Consider the following 13,925-nt stretch of genomic DNA (forward strand, 5'->3'; position numbering starts at 1 on the left):
GGTGTGGTGGCCGCGTACCTGGACCGGACCGCGCCGACGTGCCAGCATGCGCGGATGGAGAGCGCGCGGCACACCGTCCAGGCCAACGGCATCACCCAGGCGGTCCGGGTGGCCGGCCCGCCGGACGGCGTACCGGTGCTGCTGGTGCACGGCAACTGCTCGTCGGCCGCGTTCTGGGAGCCGCTGCTGCCCCGGCTGCCGGAGACGCTCCGGGTGGTCGCCCCCGACCTGCGCGGGTACGGCGACACCGACACCGCCCCGGTGGACGCGACCCGGGGCCTGGGGGACTTCGCCGACGACGTGGCCGCCCTGCTCGACGTGCCGGGGCTCTTCGCCTCGGGTGCCCGGCCGGTGGTGGTCGGGCACTCGCTCGGCGGCGGGGTGGCGATGCGGCTGCTGATCGACCACCCCGACCGGGTGGCCGGCCTGCTGCTGGCGGCATCCGTCTCGCCGTACGGGTTCGGCGGCACCCGGGACGTCGACGGCACGCCCACCACCCCCGACTTCGCCGGCACCGGCGGTGGCACGGCGAACGCCGACTTCGTGTCCCGGCTGGCCGCCGGGGATCGGGGCGCGGACGGCCCGACCAGCCCGCGCAACGTGCTGCGGTCGGCGTACGTGGCCGACCCGGCGTCGCTCGGCGCGGACGAGGAGCTGCTGCTGGACAGCCTGCTCAGCACCGCCACCGGCGACGACAACTACCCGGGCACCGCGGTCGCCTCCGCGCACTGGCCCGGCGTCGCGGCCGGCGAGCGGGGCGTGCTCAACGCGCTGGCCCCCGCTCACTTCCGGGTCGCCGAGGAGCTGGTCGCCGTTCCGGTCAAGCCGCCGGTGACCTGGGTACGCGGCGACGCCGACGTGATCGTCTCGGACACCTCGCTGTTCGACCTGGCGTACCTGGGGTCGCTGGGCGTGGTGCCGGGCTGGCCCGGGGCGGCGGACTGCCCGCCGCAGCCGATGATCGGGCAGACCCGGGCGGTGCTGGAGCGGTACGCGGCAGCCGGCGGGACGTACCGGGAGGTCGTGCTGCCCGGCTGCGGGCACAGCCCGCACCTGGAGCGGCCGGCCGAGTTCGTCGCCGAGCTGCTGGCCGTCGCGGAGGTGCCGACGACGGTCTGAACCGCCCGGACCGTGAAATATCCCACGGCGTCTCGACAACGCAGCGTCACGTGGCAGACTCCGGCGCATAACCTTAGCGGCCGTTCATGTCGGCAACGGTGGAGTCAACCAAGGGGAGGCCGGTCGTGGCGCGCGAGTTCACCAGTGTGGGTGTGGTGGGTCTGGGCACCATGGGTGCCGGCATCGTCGAGGTCTTCGCCCGTAACGGCATCGACGTGGTGGCCGTGGAGATCTCCGCGGCGGCCGTGGAGCGCGGCCGGGCCACCCTCACCGGCTCCACCGATCGGGCGGTGGCCAAGGGCAAGCTCGCCGAGGCCGACCGGGACGCCCTGCTGAGCCGGGTCGACTTCCAGGTCGGGCTGGACGCGCTGCACTCGGTGGACCTGGTCGTCGAGGCCGTCCCGGAGCACCTGGACCTGAAGCAGCGGATCTTCGCCGAGCTGGACCGGGTCTGCAAGCCCGAGGCCATCCTGGCCACCAACACCTCGTCGCTGAGCGTCACCGAGATCTCGGTCGCCACCACCCGGCCGAACCAGGTCATCGGCATCCACTTCTTCAACCCGGCCCCGGTCATGAAGCTGGTCGAGGTGGTCCGCACGGTGGTCACCTCCGCCGACGTGGTCGCCGACGTGGAGGCGCTCTGCGAGCGGCTCGGCAAGGTCGACGTGACCATCAACGACCGCGCCGGCTTCATCGCCAACGCGCTGCTCTTCGGCTACCTGAACCACGCGGTGAGCATGTTCGAGGCGCGGTACGCCACCCGCGAGGACATCGACGCCGCGATGAAGCTCGGCTGCGGCCTGCCGATGGGGCCGCTCGCGCTGATGGACCTGATCGGCCTGGACACCGCGTACGAGATCCTGGACACCATGTACCGGCGCGGCGGCCGGGACCGCCGGCACGCCCCGGTGCCGCTGATCAAGCAGATGGTCACCGCCGGGCTGCTCGGCCGGAAGTCCGGCCGGGGCTTCTACACCTACGAGCGGCCGGGGTCGCCGAAGGTCGTACCGGATGAGCACACCCCGGTGGCGACGGGCGCCGCGCTCGCCGACGGCGCCCGGGCCATCGCCAAGGTCGGCGTGGTCGGCTCCGGCACCATGGCCACCGGCATCATCGAGGTCTTCGCCAAGGCCGGGTACGAGGTCATCTCGGTGACCCGGGGCGCGGAGAAGTCCGCCAAGGTCTGCGAGACGGTCAAGACCTCGCTGAACAAGGGTGTGGTCCGGGGCAAGCTCAGCGAGGCCGACCGGGATGCCGCGCTGGGCCGGGTCACCTGGTCGGCCACCCTGGAACACCTCGCCGACGTCGACCTGGTGGTCGAGGCGGTGGTCGAGGAGTTGAGCGTCAAGAAGGCGCTGTTCGCCAGCCTCGACGAGATCTGCAAGCCGGGCGTCGTGCTCGCCACCACCACCTCGTCGCTGCCGGTGATCGACGTGGCGATGGCCACCCAGCGCCCGGCCGACGTGGTCGGCCTGCACTTCTTCAACCCGGCGCCGATCATGCCGCTGGTGGAGATCGTGCAGACCATCCGCACCTCGACGGAGACCACCGCGACCGCCCGCGCGGTCTGCGCGGCGCTGGGCAAGACCGGTGTGGTCTGCGGGGACCGGTCCGGCTTCATCGTCAACGCGCTGCTCTTCCCGTACCTGAACGACGCGGTGAAGATGCTGGAGGCCAGCTACTCGACCGCCGACGACATCGACCACGCGATGAAGCTCGGCTGCGGCTACCCGATGGGCCCGTTCGAGCTGCTGGACGTGGTCGGGCTGGACGTCTCGCTGGCCATCCAGCGGGAGCTCTACCTGGAGCTGCGCGAGCCGGGCTTCGCGCCCGCGCCGCTGCTGGAGCACCTGGTCACCGCCGGCTACCTGGGCCGCAAGAGCGGCCGTGGCTTCCGCGACCACACCAACCGCTGACCCGGTCAACACCGGGCGCCGGTGACGGCGTCTTGAGGGTGTGACCTTCGAGGAGTACGTCGGCAGCCGCGGCCCGGCCCTGATGCGCCTGGCCCGGCTGCTGACCGGCGACGAGCACCGCGCCGAGGACCTGACCCAGGACGTGCTGGCGCGCGCGTACGTGCACTGGCGGAAGATCGCCCGGGCCGACCGGCCCGACGTGTACGTGCGCCGGATGCTGGTCAACGCCAACAACTCCTGGTGGCGGCGCCGGGTCCAGCCGGGAGCTGGCCGTGGACACCTTCGCCGACCGGGCCCACCGGGGCGACCTCGGCGGCGAGGCGGCCGATCGGGACGCGATGTGGCGGCTGATCCGGGCGCTGCCCGACCGCCAGCGCGCCGTGCTGGTGCTGCGCTACTACGAGGACCTGGACGACGCCACGATCGCCCAGATTCTCGACTGCTCGCCGGTCACCGTCCGTACCCACGCGATGCGGGCGCTCGCCAATCTCCGGGAGCGCTGCGGCGCCCCGACGACCCAGGGGAGCCGGCCGTGACCGACCTCGACCAGCGGATCGCCTCGGTGCTGCGGGAACGCGCCGAAGGGGAGACCGACACGCACCGCCTGCTGCGGAACTCCCGTACGCTCGGCCGGCGCCGGCAGGTGCGCCGCCGGGCCGCCACCGGCACCGCCCTGGCCCTGGTCGGGGTGCTCGGCTTCGTCGGGGTGACCGGCACGGATCTCGGCGGGCTCTCCGGGCGGGTGCCCTGGGGCGCGGCCACGCCCACCGCCGCCGCGCCGGTGCCACCCCGCGCCGACGGGGTGCCCGGCGCTGCCGAGCGCCCCGACCTGGTCGGCACAAACGCCCAGGTCCTGCACGTGGGCGTGGACACCGCCCGGGCCCGCTATCTGGGCTGGGCGGTGTACGGCGGCCAGATCGAGTCGATCCGGTTGAGTGTCGGGGGCGGGCCGGCGGTCGTGCTCCAGGTCGGCCGCTCCGCGAAGGCGGTCGGCGAGCTGCTGCTCGATGGTCTCCCGGCCGAGCAGGGGGCGATTCCGGTGACCTTCGACGGCGTCGTCCGGCCGTTCAGCAACGGTGCCGGTGGTCTGGTGAAGGCCTGGCAGCCCGTCCCCGGCCTGTACGCCCGGGCGAGCGTGCTCGGCAGCGTCGACCGGCGCATGCTGGCCAAGGCCGTGGACGCCATCCGCTGGGGTGAGGCACGCCGGTGCGCCACGCCCCTGCGGCTGGGCGACCTGCCGGCGGGTGCGCGGCTGGCCAGCTGCTCCGTCGACGCCGCCGCCTTCCCCGAGGGTCTCAACGTCGAGTTGGTCCTCTACCGGCAGCCGTCGACGAACATGTGGGTGCGGTTGCAGTACGGGGCGCAGATCGTGGCCGATCGCGTCCAGGGCAACCGCACCGTCGGTGGCCGTCCCGGCTACCTGTATCCGGATGGCACGAAGCTCGAACTGCTCGGCATTCCGAGGGCACACCTGACCGCCGACTTCGGCTGGCCGTGGCTGGGCGACCCACCCAGAGGTCAGGTCTCCTTCACGGAGGCCGACGCGACGAGCGTGCTGGCCGGAGCGCAGGTGGCGAAGGAGCTGACCGACCCGGAGACCTGGAAGTGACCGGCACCGCCGGCCGGACCGCCCGACCCGGGCCGGTCCGGCCGGCGGCCCGTACGCTTGGTGACCGTGAGCCCCCGTCGCAACCGTCCCCGCCGGGACGAGAACACCCAGCTGGACGCCGAGCGGGTACGCCAGGGCGTGCCGACCGTCCAGCAGTGGCGCGACGGCGACTGGCAGGTACGCGGGATCAGCGGCGGGGCGTCGGTCAAGACGTACCGCTGTCCCGGCTGCGACCAGGAGATCCGCCCCGGGGTGGCGCACGTGGTCGCCTGGCCGGCCGACGACCGGGGTGACCTGACCGACCGGCGGCACTGGCACAGCGGCTGCTGGCGGGCGCGGGACCGGCGCGGGCCGAACCTCCAGCGCGGCCGGGGCGCCCCCCGGCACGGCTGAGCGATCTGGATCACCCTGTTTCCGCCCCGGCGGGCGGCGGGCGCGGCGGCGCGGGAAACTGGGACGGTGAGCACACCGATCCGTGCGTCGTCGATCCTGCCCGGTCACCGGGAGGACATCGAGCTGCACACCGCTGACGGGCTGACCCTGGTCGGTGAGCTGGCCCGACCGTTGGACCGGGAGCCGGCCGGCACCCTGGTCTGCCTGCACCCGCTGCCCACCCACGGCGGGATGATGGACAGCCACGTGTTCCGCAAGGCGGCCTGGCGGCTGCCCGCGCTGGCCGACCTGGCCGTGCTCCGGTTCAACACCCGGGGCACCAGCAGCGTCCGCGGCACCAGCGAGGGGGCGTTCGACAACGCCGTCGGCGAGCGCTTCGACGTGGCCGCCGCGATCGAGTACGCCGAGTTCGCCGAGCTGCCCAACATCTGGCTGGTGGGCTGGTCGTTCGGCACGGACCTGACGATCCGGTACGGCTGCGACCCGGGGGTGGCCGGCGCCATCCTGCTCTCCCCGCCGTTGCGCTACTCCACGCCCGAGGACCTGGCCGTCTGGGCCGGGTCGGGCAAGCCGCTGACCGCGCTGGTGCCCGAGTTCGACGACTACCTGCGCCCGGACGAGGCCCGGCAGCGCTTCGCGGCGGTGCCCCAGGCCGAGGTGGTCGGGGTGCCCGGCGCCAAGCACCTCTGGGTCGGCGACGCGGAGACCGTGCTCGACGAGATCGTCCGGCGGGTCAACCCGGCCGTGCCGGTGCCGCTGCCCACCACCTGGGACGGCCCGATGGAGACCGGCGACGTCAGCGCGTACGCGGATCGCACGGTGGCCGCGTTCGCCGACACCCCGGTCCCCGGTCCGCAGCAGCGGCGGGCGGGCTGACCGTCAGCGGGAGTCCTGGCGGGGGAGGATCACCTCGCGGAGGATGAGCTGGAGGGCGGCCACCGTCGGGATCGCGATCAGCGCGCCGACCACGCCCAGCAGCGACACCCCGAGCAGCGCGGCGAGCAGCGCCGCCACCTCGTTGACGGAGACCGCCCGGCGCATGATCTTGGGGTAGATGAGGTAGTTCTCCACCTGCTGGTAGATCACGAAAAAGACCAGGCAGGCGATCCCGACCGGCAGGTCGGTGGCCAGGCCGACCAGGGTCACCACCACGGCACCCAGGGTCGCGCCGATCTGCGGGATCAGGTCGGTCACCGCGACCACCACGGCCAGCGCGAACGGGTACGGCAGGCCGACCACCAGCGCGAAGACGAAGGTGGTCGCCCCGGCCAGCACCGCGATGGCCAGCGCCCCGACCATGTACGCGCCGACCCGGGTCAGGATCTCGTCGCCGATCAGCCGGACCCGCTCTCGGCGGGAGCGCGGCACCAGCGCGTACCCGAGGTCGCGCAGCCGGTCGAAGTAGGCCAGGAAGTAGATGGTCAGCACCAGGATGGTCAGGGCCCGGAAGAGGGTGCCGAAGATCAGTTGTGCCCCGCCCAGCACACCACCGAGGAGCCGGCCGAGGGTGTCGGCGTTCGCCACGGACTGGACCCGCTGCATCACGTCGTACCGCACGACCAGGTCGTTGACCGTGGGATTGCGGCGCAGGTCCTCGACGTAGCCGGGGAGGTGCTGGATGAACTGCCCGGACTGGGTCACCACCGGCGGCACCAGGGCCAGCAGGCCGCCGACGATGAGCAGCACCACGGTCAGCGTCACGGCCGCCACCGCCAGCCCGTGCGGCACGCCCCAGCCGCGCAGCCGGACCACCGCCGGGTGCAGGCCGACCGCGAGGAAGAGCGCGATCACCACCAGCACCAGGATGCCGGCGGAGTTGCGGACGCCCAGGAAGACCGCGTACGCCAGGAAGACGCCGAGCGCCCCGGTGAAGCCGACCAGGAAGCTGCTGCGCCGCAGCGGCTTGCCCGGTACGCCGAACCGTCCGCTCGGCTCGAACTCGGTCGGCTCGGCCAGTTCGTCGACGCCGCTGTCCGGGCGGCCGCCGGCCGGCTCGGCCCCGGCCACGCGCTCGGCCTCGGGACGCGACGCGCCCAGGGGGTCCGGGTCCTCCGGTCGCACCTCGCCCGACGGCCCGTCCTGCGTCACGCGACCTCCCCCGGACTGCGCCCCGGCGTACCCGTACCGGAACGGGTGATCTCCTGCCCGGAGGGTAGCCGCAGGGTCGCCCACCGGCCATCCCTGCCGGGGCTCCGGCGTCCGGCCGGTCGCTCCCGTCGGCGTGCCCCGGGTACGGGCGGGGACGACCCGGGTCGGCAGTACGAATCGGGATCGGGCGCCGGCGGGCCGGCCGTGGGCCGATCCGACGGGCCCGGTGGGCTGCCGCGCTCCGGGCGCAGCGAGGGGCGCCGCGGCGGTGGTGGGGCGGCCCGGGCGGTCCGGCGAGGTGCCGGACGCCCGGGTGCTCACTCCTTCTCGACCGTGACCGTGCTCGGCTTGGCGCTGCGCTCGTCGGTGGTCGGCTTGGTCGGACGCTTGCCGTTCTCACCGGTGCTGGTGATCTTCGTGGGGGTGGCGCCCCGGCCACCCTCGCCCGGCACGGCGGCCACGGTCGGCTCGCCGTCCACTCCGCCGGCGCCGTCCACCGTGGTGACCGGCTCGGCGACCGGCCGAGCCTTCCCGGCGTCCGCGTCGGTCTCCGCCACCGGTTCGGCGGTCGTCGTCGCCGGCTCGGTGGCCGTCGCCGGTCCTTTGCCGTTGGGGGAGACGGCCGCGCTGCCCCGGGCGGTCACCGGTGCGGCGCCCTTCCCGGCGGTGCCCGTCGAGTCCGAACCCTGCCCGGCGTCGCCGCCGGCCGCGACGGCCAGTTCGTCGGGATCCACCGGCGTGGCGGTCAGCCCTGCGCTGGCCCCGGCGATCCGCAGCTCGGCCAGCCGGCGCTGGAGGTCGTCCGACTCCTGCCGCGACTTCCAGGTCTCCGTGCGCAGGTCGGCCAGCTCCTGCTGGGCCTGGGCGATCTCCAGCATCACCTGGGCGAGCTGCTGCCGGCCGGCGGCCACCTCCTGCTGGGTGGCGGCGAGGTGCTGCTGCGTGGTGGCCAGGTGCTGCTGGGTGGTGGCCGCGTACTCCTCGAACTGGCGCCGGGAGGCGGCGACGTGCTCGTCGGCCTTGCGGCGCTTCCCGGTGGCCTCCTCCTCGGCGCGCTTCAGCAGCTCGGCGGCCTCCTCCTCGGCCCGCCGGCGCATGGTCAGCGCGTCCTGCTCGGCCGCCTGCCGGATCGTGGCCGCGCCCTGCTCGACCTCCCGCTGCCGGTCGGCGTACGTCTTCTCCAGCTCGTCCTGCCGCTTCTTGTGCTGCTTGTCGAGCTCGTCGCGGCGCTTGGCGTACTCCTGCTCGGCGGCGGCGCGGCGCTGGGCCAGTTCCTTGTCGGCCGCCTCGCGCCGGGCGTTGACCTCCTTCTCCACGCCGGCCCGCCAGGTGCCCAGCTCCTGCTGCGTCTGGGCCCGGGCCTGCTGCACGTACGCCTCGGTCTCGCTGCGCATCCGCTGCACGTACGCCTCGACCTCGGCGCGGTTGCGCTTGCCGGCCTCGACGGCCTCGCTGGTGAGCCGGTTGGCCTCGGTCCGCGCCCGCCCCCGGGTGGCCTTCGCCGCCTCCTCCGCGTCGTCGACGATCTTCTTGGCCTCGGCGAGCGCCTTCGCGTGGGTGGCCCGGCCGGCCTCGGCCGCGGCCTCGGTGAGGCGCTTCGCCTCCTGCTGCGCCTTGGCGTGCACCTCCTTGGCCGCCTCGCGGAGCTGGGTGGCCTCCTGCTGGGCCTTGGCCAGCGCCTCCTTGGCCGTCTCGCGCAGCCGGGCGGCCTCCTGCTGGGCCCGGGCGTGGATCTCCTTGGCGGTGTCCCGGAGCTGGGTCGCCTCCTGCTGCGCGGTGGCCAGGGCGTCCTGCGCGTTCTTCCGCAGCTTCGCCGCCTCGTCCTTGGCGGCCTTGAGGGTGGCCTCCGCCTCGGCCTTGCGGGTCGCGGTGTGCCGCTCCTCCTCGGCCCGCCGGGCGGCGAGCGCGATCTCGAAGTCCTTCAGCGCCTGGGCGGCCTGCTCCCGGGCCTCCTCGACGATGTGCTCGGCGGCGGCCCGACGGGCCTCGATCTCCTCGTTGGCGGCGGCGAGGATCTCGTCCGCCTGCTCCTCGGCCATGGTGAGGATCTGCTCGACCCGGGGGCCGAGGTGCCGGAACGAGGCCCGGTCGACCACACCCACCTGCTTGCGCACCTGGGCGAGGTCGCGTTGCAGCACCTCCACCTGGCCGGCCAGCTTGTGGATCTGGGTGTACGCCTGCTCCCGCTCGCCCGTCAGCGCCGCGATCTCGTGCTCGGCGCGAGCGACGTACCGGTCGACCTGTCGTTTGTCGTAACCCCGCAGCGCGGACTCGAAGCTGGGCTCCGTGGTCACATCACCGCCGAGCGCGAACAGTTCCTCGCCGTGCGACATGCCCCCATCCTCACACGCATCCGGCTCTGCTGGGGCGATACGGACGCCCCTGTTGGGACCTACTTCACTGAGGTGGCGAAACGGACCGGAAAGCATGACGGCGCGGGGCGACACCGGTCACCCGGTGTCACCCCGCGCCGCGGCTCATGCCCCGCTGTGGGTGGTGTTCAGCTGGCCGACTCGGCCGTGACCTTCTGCTCGCCGCCGTCGGCCTTGGCCGCCGCCTCCGGCTTGGCGCCGCCCTGCGGCACGCCCGGCACGATGCCGGCGAGACCGGAGAGCATCTGACCGAGCTGGGAGGTGACGGCGTCCTTCTGCCGGGTCAGGTCCTCGACCTCGCGGCGAGCGGCCTGGGTGGTCAGCTCGGCCTCGGTGCGGGCCTCGCTGAGCACGCGCTGCGCCTCGGCCTTCGCCTCGTTCAGCGTCTTGTCGGCCAGCGCCTTGGCCTTGTCCACCGTCTCGTTGGCGGTGCGCTCGGACTCGACCCGGCGGGCCTCGGCCCGCTGCTCGATCTCCTTGGCCCGCTCCTGGGCGGCCCGGGCCCGCTGCTCCGCCTCGCTGACCAGCTTCTGGGTCTGCGCGACCTGGGCGGCGTGCCGCTCCGACTCCTCGCGCTCGGCCTTCTCCCGCCGCTCGGCGAGCTGCAGCTCCAGGGCCTGCAGGTCCTTGTCCCGCTTGTCCCGGGCGTCGGTGAGCAGCTTGGTCGCCTCGGCCCGCTTCTCCTCGGCCTCCCGGGCGGCCTTCGCCCGCTGCTGGGTGATCTCCCGCTCGGCGGTGGCCCGCAGGGTGGCGACCTCACGCTCGACCGTGGACTTCAGCTCGGCCACCTCGTGCGCGGTGACCGTACGCAGCTGCTTGGTCTCCCGCTCGGCGTCGGCGCGTAGGGTGTCCGCCTCGCGGCGGGCCTGCACCCGGACCTCGGCGGCCTCGCGCTCGGCGGCGGTCCGGACGCTGCCGGCCTCCCGTTCGGCGGTGGCCTTCATGGCGGCGGCCTCGGCGCGCGCCTTGTCGGTGATCTCCCGCGCCTCCAGCCGGGCGGCGGACAGGATGCCCTCCGACTCGCGCTTGGCCTCGTTGCGGTGGTCGTTGGCCTGCTCCTCGGCCAGCCGGAGGATCTGCTCGACGCGGGTGCCCAGGCCGGAGAGCGTGGGCCGGCTGTTCTCCTCGAGCTGCTTGTTGGTGTCGGCGAGCTTCTGCTCGAGCGCGCCCTGGCGCTGCTCGGCCTGGCGGAGCCGACGCTGGGCGTCGTTCATCCGCTGCTCGGCCTCGGCGCGGGCCTGCTCGGACTGGGTCAGCGCGGCGCTCAGCCGGCCGATGAAGTCGTCGACCTGACCCTTTTCGTATCCGCGGAGGGTGACCGTGAAATCGGGCTGGGAGTTCGCGTTGTCGAAGAACGCAAGAGGGGAGGACTGCTGCTGGGGCATTGGGACATACTGGCAGACGCCCCAGGGTGCTTCGCAAGAGCGGTGGGCAGCTTTCGTGTCCTCATTACATGGTCAACTTCGCTGGTCCGGCGGGACCGGACCAAACGGCGATCTTGGCAGGTCCCGGGCACGCCGGCCGGCACCCGGGGTGGGCACGAAAAGGCCGCGGGCGGATCGCCCGCGGCCCTTTGTCGGACGGCAATCAAATGGTGTCCGGCGCGATGGAAAGGCAATGCCCACTCCGCGCTTTGGTCGTGCCGGGATCAGCCGGACGGGTCAGTGCCCGCGGAACCGGTTGATCGCCGTTTCGTGGCGGGACCGCAACTCGGCGTCCCGGACGCCGAGGCCGTCGGCCGGGGCGAGGCAGCGCACCCCGACCTTGCCCTGGTGCGCGTTGCGGTGGACCTCGTACGCGGCCTGGCCGGTCTGCTCCAGCGGGTAGGTCTTCGACACGGTCGGGTGCACCTTGCCCAGCGCCACCAGGCGGTTGGCCTGCCACGCCTCGTGGTAGTTGGCGAAGTGGCTGCCGACGATCCGCTTCAGGTGCATCCACAGGTAGCGGTTGTCGTACTGGTGCAGATAGCCGCTGGTGGAGGCGCAGGTGACGATCGTGCCGCCCTTCTTGGCGACGTAGACGCTGGCGCCGAAGGTCTCCCGGCCCGGGTGCTCGAAGACGATGTCCGGGTCCTCGCCGCCGGTCAGCTCGCGGATCCGCTCGCCGAAGCGGCGCCACTCGTCCTGGTCCTGGGTCTCCTCGTCCTTCCAGAACCGGAAGCCCTCGGCGGTGCGGTCGATCACCAGCTCGGCGCCCATCTTCCGGCACAGCTCGGCCTTCTCCGGGGAGGACACCACGCAGACCGGGATGGCCCCGCCGTTGAGCGCCATCTGGGTGGCGTAGCCGCCGAGGCCGCCGGAGGCGCCCCAGATCAGCACCACGTCACCCTGCTTCATGTTCGCCCCGTGGTGCGAGACCAGCTGCCGGTACGCGGTGGAGTTGACCAGCCCGGGGCTGGCCGCCTCCTCCCAGCTCAGGTGGCGGGGCTTGGGCATCAGCTGGTTGGCCTTCACCACGGCCAGCTCGGCCAGGCCGCCGAAGTTGGTCTCGAAGCCCCAGATCCGCTGCTGCGGGTCGAGCATCGTGTCGTCGTGGCCGGCGGCGTCCTCCAGCTCGACGGAGAGGCAGTGCGCGACCACCTCGTCGCCGGCCTTCCACCGGGTCACCCCGGGCCCGGTCCGCAGCACCACGCCGGCCGCGTCCGACCCCACCACGTGGTACGGCAGGTCGTGCCGGCGGGTCAGCTCGGAGAGCCGGCCGTAGCGCTGGAGGAACTTGAAGGTCGGCAGCGGCTCGAAGATGCTGGTCCAGACGGTGTTGTAGTTGATGGCGCTGGCCATCACCGCCACCAGCGCCTCGCCCGGGCCGAGCTCGGGGGTGGGCACCTCCTGGATGTGCAGCGCCTTGCGCGGGTCCTTGTCCCGGGTGGCCATGCCGTCGAACATCCGGGTGTCCTCGGCGCGGACCACCACGCCCCGGTAGCTTTCCGGTACCGGCAGGCCGGCGAGGCCGGCGAGTTCCCGCTCCGGCTGCGCGGATCCCTCCGCCGCCATGATCGCTTCGAGGATGTCCTGCACGGTGACCTCCCGTTCGTTGCGCACCCGCACCGGGGCGGGCAGGGGTGCTGCCATCGTCGGCGCCGGTGCGACGGGACCGCCATGTCGGCAATCGACACATCCGGCACCGGTCGCGTTCCTGTGGGGCCGGACGTTACTGAACGGTAGCTAGGGTCGGAAGGTCTGTGTGAAAAACTGCATCGACCGATGCGTGGAGCTGTCCATGGGAACGCGGAACCACGCATTGGCGTGCTCGGTTTCCGGAATCGGAGGGGCCCTCGCGTCCGGGCCCCTCCCTCCGGGTCAGCGCCCCGCGGCGGGCTCGACCAGCTCGACCAGGACGCCGCCGGCGTCCTTCGGGTGCACGAAGTTGATCCGCGAGTCGGCGGTGCCCCGCTTCGGGGTCTCGTAGAGCAGCCGGACCCCGCGCTCGCGCAGCGTCGCGCAGGCCGCGTCGATGTCGGCCACCGTGTACGCCACCTGCTGCACCCCCGGCCCGTTGCGGTCCAGGAATTTGGCGATCGTCGAGCTGGGCGACAGCGGGGCGAGCAGCTGCACGCAGCCGCCCTCGGTGGTCGGGCCGACCGCCAGCATCGCCTCGCGGACGCCCTGCTCCTCGTTGGTCTCGGTGTGCACGCAGCGCATCCCGAAGGTGCGTCCGTAGAAGTCGATCGCGGCGTCCAGGTCGGCCACGGCGATCCCGACATGGTCGATGCGGCGCAGACCGATGTCCGTGACGACGTCGGCAGCGGGCTCGACGGGGGAGTTCTCAGCCATGGCGTCAAGTCTGACCTAACGATCGTTCCGGAGGGAGGTCGCAGCCAGTCGGGCATGTCACTCCCACTGACCGGGCCATGCGCCGGCGTCCCGGGCGCGAGCCTCGGTCGAACGGCCGAGCCCGGAGGAGGTCATCCCGCCGACATCCGCCGTACGCCCGAGCGGCGCGCGGCCGCGTTCCCGTCGTCCTGCTGTACGGAGGATGCCCTGCTGGACCGGTGGCGAGCAGGATTCGAACCGGCACGCTCATCAGCAATGGTCGCCCCCGGCCAGCGCTCGCGGCCCGACCCGGGGGCACCGACCGGACTCGGGGAGGTCCGAGCCGTGTGCACGGTAGGGAAGCAGCGCGGCAGGACGCCGGAGGGCAGCGCGTCCGGCCACCGGGCGCCGCCCGGCCTGGCGGTTGGCCGGCGACACCGGTGCCGATCCGGGGGTCGCCGCCGGCCTGACCGGCGAGAGTCGGGCGGCCGGGAGGCGCTCGCGGGCGCTCGGCCCCGGGAGCGGTCGGCATGACGCTGGAGCAGTGGGCGGCGGCCGGTGTGGTGCTGGGTGCCATCCTCAGTGCGCTGACCCTGGCCGCGACGGTGAGCCGGCCGCTGCGTCGGCTGGCCCGGCAGAACGAGGAGTTCCGGGAGGGACTGGTACGGGGTGCCGG

At 73.3% G+C, this 13,925-nt stretch carries 10 protein-coding genes and 1 pseudogene; 6 read left to right on the forward strand and 5 right to left on the reverse strand.

Translation table 11 applies throughout. The features are described from left to right. Positions 1 to 54 precede the first annotated feature (54 nt). The 6 genes and pseudogenes from EFE23_RS06920 (at position 55) to EFE23_RS06945 (ending at position 5,913) form a co-directional block, all read left to right on the forward strand. The gene (locus tag EFE23_RS06920) at positions 55 to 1,119 is read left to right on the forward strand and encodes an alpha/beta fold hydrolase (protein WP_123240098.1); all 1,065 of its coding nucleotides are present in this window, start codon (positions 55 to 57) and stop codon (positions 1,117 to 1,119) included. A 125-nt stretch (positions 1,120 to 1,244) separates the two neighbouring features. Further along, a complete protein-coding gene (locus tag EFE23_RS06925) occupies positions 1,245 to 3,035 on the forward strand; it encodes a 3-hydroxyacyl-CoA dehydrogenase family protein (RefSeq protein ID WP_123240060.1) in 1,791 nt (596 codons plus the stop codon). Positions 3,036 to 3,075: 40 nt separating this feature from the next. Continuing rightward, a pseudogene (locus EFE23_RS06930) lies at positions 3,076 to 3,571 on the forward strand (SigE family RNA polymerase sigma factor). Continuing rightward, positions 3,568 to 4,644 (forward strand): hypothetical protein, encoded by a 1,077-nt coding sequence (locus tag EFE23_RS06935; RefSeq protein WP_123240061.1) that lies wholly within the window; start codon positions 3,568 to 3,570, stop codon positions 4,642 to 4,644. The pseudogene EFE23_RS06930 and the gene EFE23_RS06935 overlap by 4 nt, the downstream one beginning before the upstream one ends. Positions 4,645 to 4,710: 66 nt before the next feature. After that, on the forward strand, positions 4,711 to 5,037 hold the full coding sequence (locus tag EFE23_RS06940; protein WP_500786051.1) for an Rv1322 family protein: 327 nt from the start codon (positions 4,711 to 4,713) through the stop codon (positions 5,035 to 5,037). 66 nt (positions 5,038 to 5,103) lie between these two features. Beyond that, positions 5,104 to 5,913, forward strand: coding sequence for an alpha/beta hydrolase (locus EFE23_RS06945; protein WP_123240063.1), 810 nt, complete (start codon positions 5,104 to 5,106; stop codon positions 5,911 to 5,913). A 3-nt stretch (positions 5,914 to 5,916) separates the two neighbouring features. On the opposite strand, the gene EFE23_RS06950 is transcribed toward EFE23_RS06945, so the two are convergent. From EFE23_RS06950 to mce, 5 genes are all read right to left on the reverse strand, one after another. Next, positions 5,917 to 6,993: an AI-2E family transporter gene (locus tag EFE23_RS06950; RefSeq protein WP_123240099.1), complete on the reverse strand. Its 1,077-nt coding sequence runs from the start codon at positions 6,991 to 6,993 to the stop codon at positions 5,917 to 5,919. Between the two features lie 449 nt (positions 6,994 to 7,442). Beyond that, positions 7,443 to 9,458 (reverse strand): coiled-coil domain-containing protein, encoded by a 2,016-nt coding sequence (locus EFE23_RS06955; RefSeq protein WP_123240064.1) that lies wholly within the window; start codon positions 9,456 to 9,458, stop codon positions 7,443 to 7,445. Between the two features lie 167 nt (positions 9,459 to 9,625). Further along, on the reverse strand, positions 9,626 to 10,882 hold the full coding sequence (locus EFE23_RS06960; RefSeq protein WP_123240065.1) for a cell division protein DivIVA: 1,257 nt from the start codon (positions 10,880 to 10,882) through the stop codon (positions 9,626 to 9,628). 276 nt (positions 10,883 to 11,158) lie between these two features. Continuing rightward, positions 11,159 to 12,514: a crotonyl-CoA carboxylase/reductase gene (gene ccrA / locus EFE23_RS06965; RefSeq protein WP_123240100.1), complete on the reverse strand. Its 1,356-nt coding sequence runs from the start codon at positions 12,512 to 12,514 to the stop codon at positions 11,159 to 11,161. A gap of 282 nt (positions 12,515 to 12,796) precedes the next feature. After that, positions 12,797 to 13,270 carry a methylmalonyl-CoA epimerase gene (gene mce / locus EFE23_RS06970; RefSeq protein WP_123240066.1) on the reverse strand — a complete coding sequence of 158 codons (474 nt, stop codon included), beginning with the start codon at positions 13,268 to 13,270 and terminating at the stop codon, positions 12,797 to 12,799. Positions 13,271 to 13,925 lie beyond the last annotated feature (655 nt).

Origin of the sequence: Micromonospora solifontis (assembly GCF_003725545.1) — a bacterium.
In the GTDB taxonomy this organism is placed as follows: domain Bacteria; phylum Actinomycetota; class Actinomycetes; order Mycobacteriales; family Micromonosporaceae; genus Micromonospora; species Micromonospora solifontis.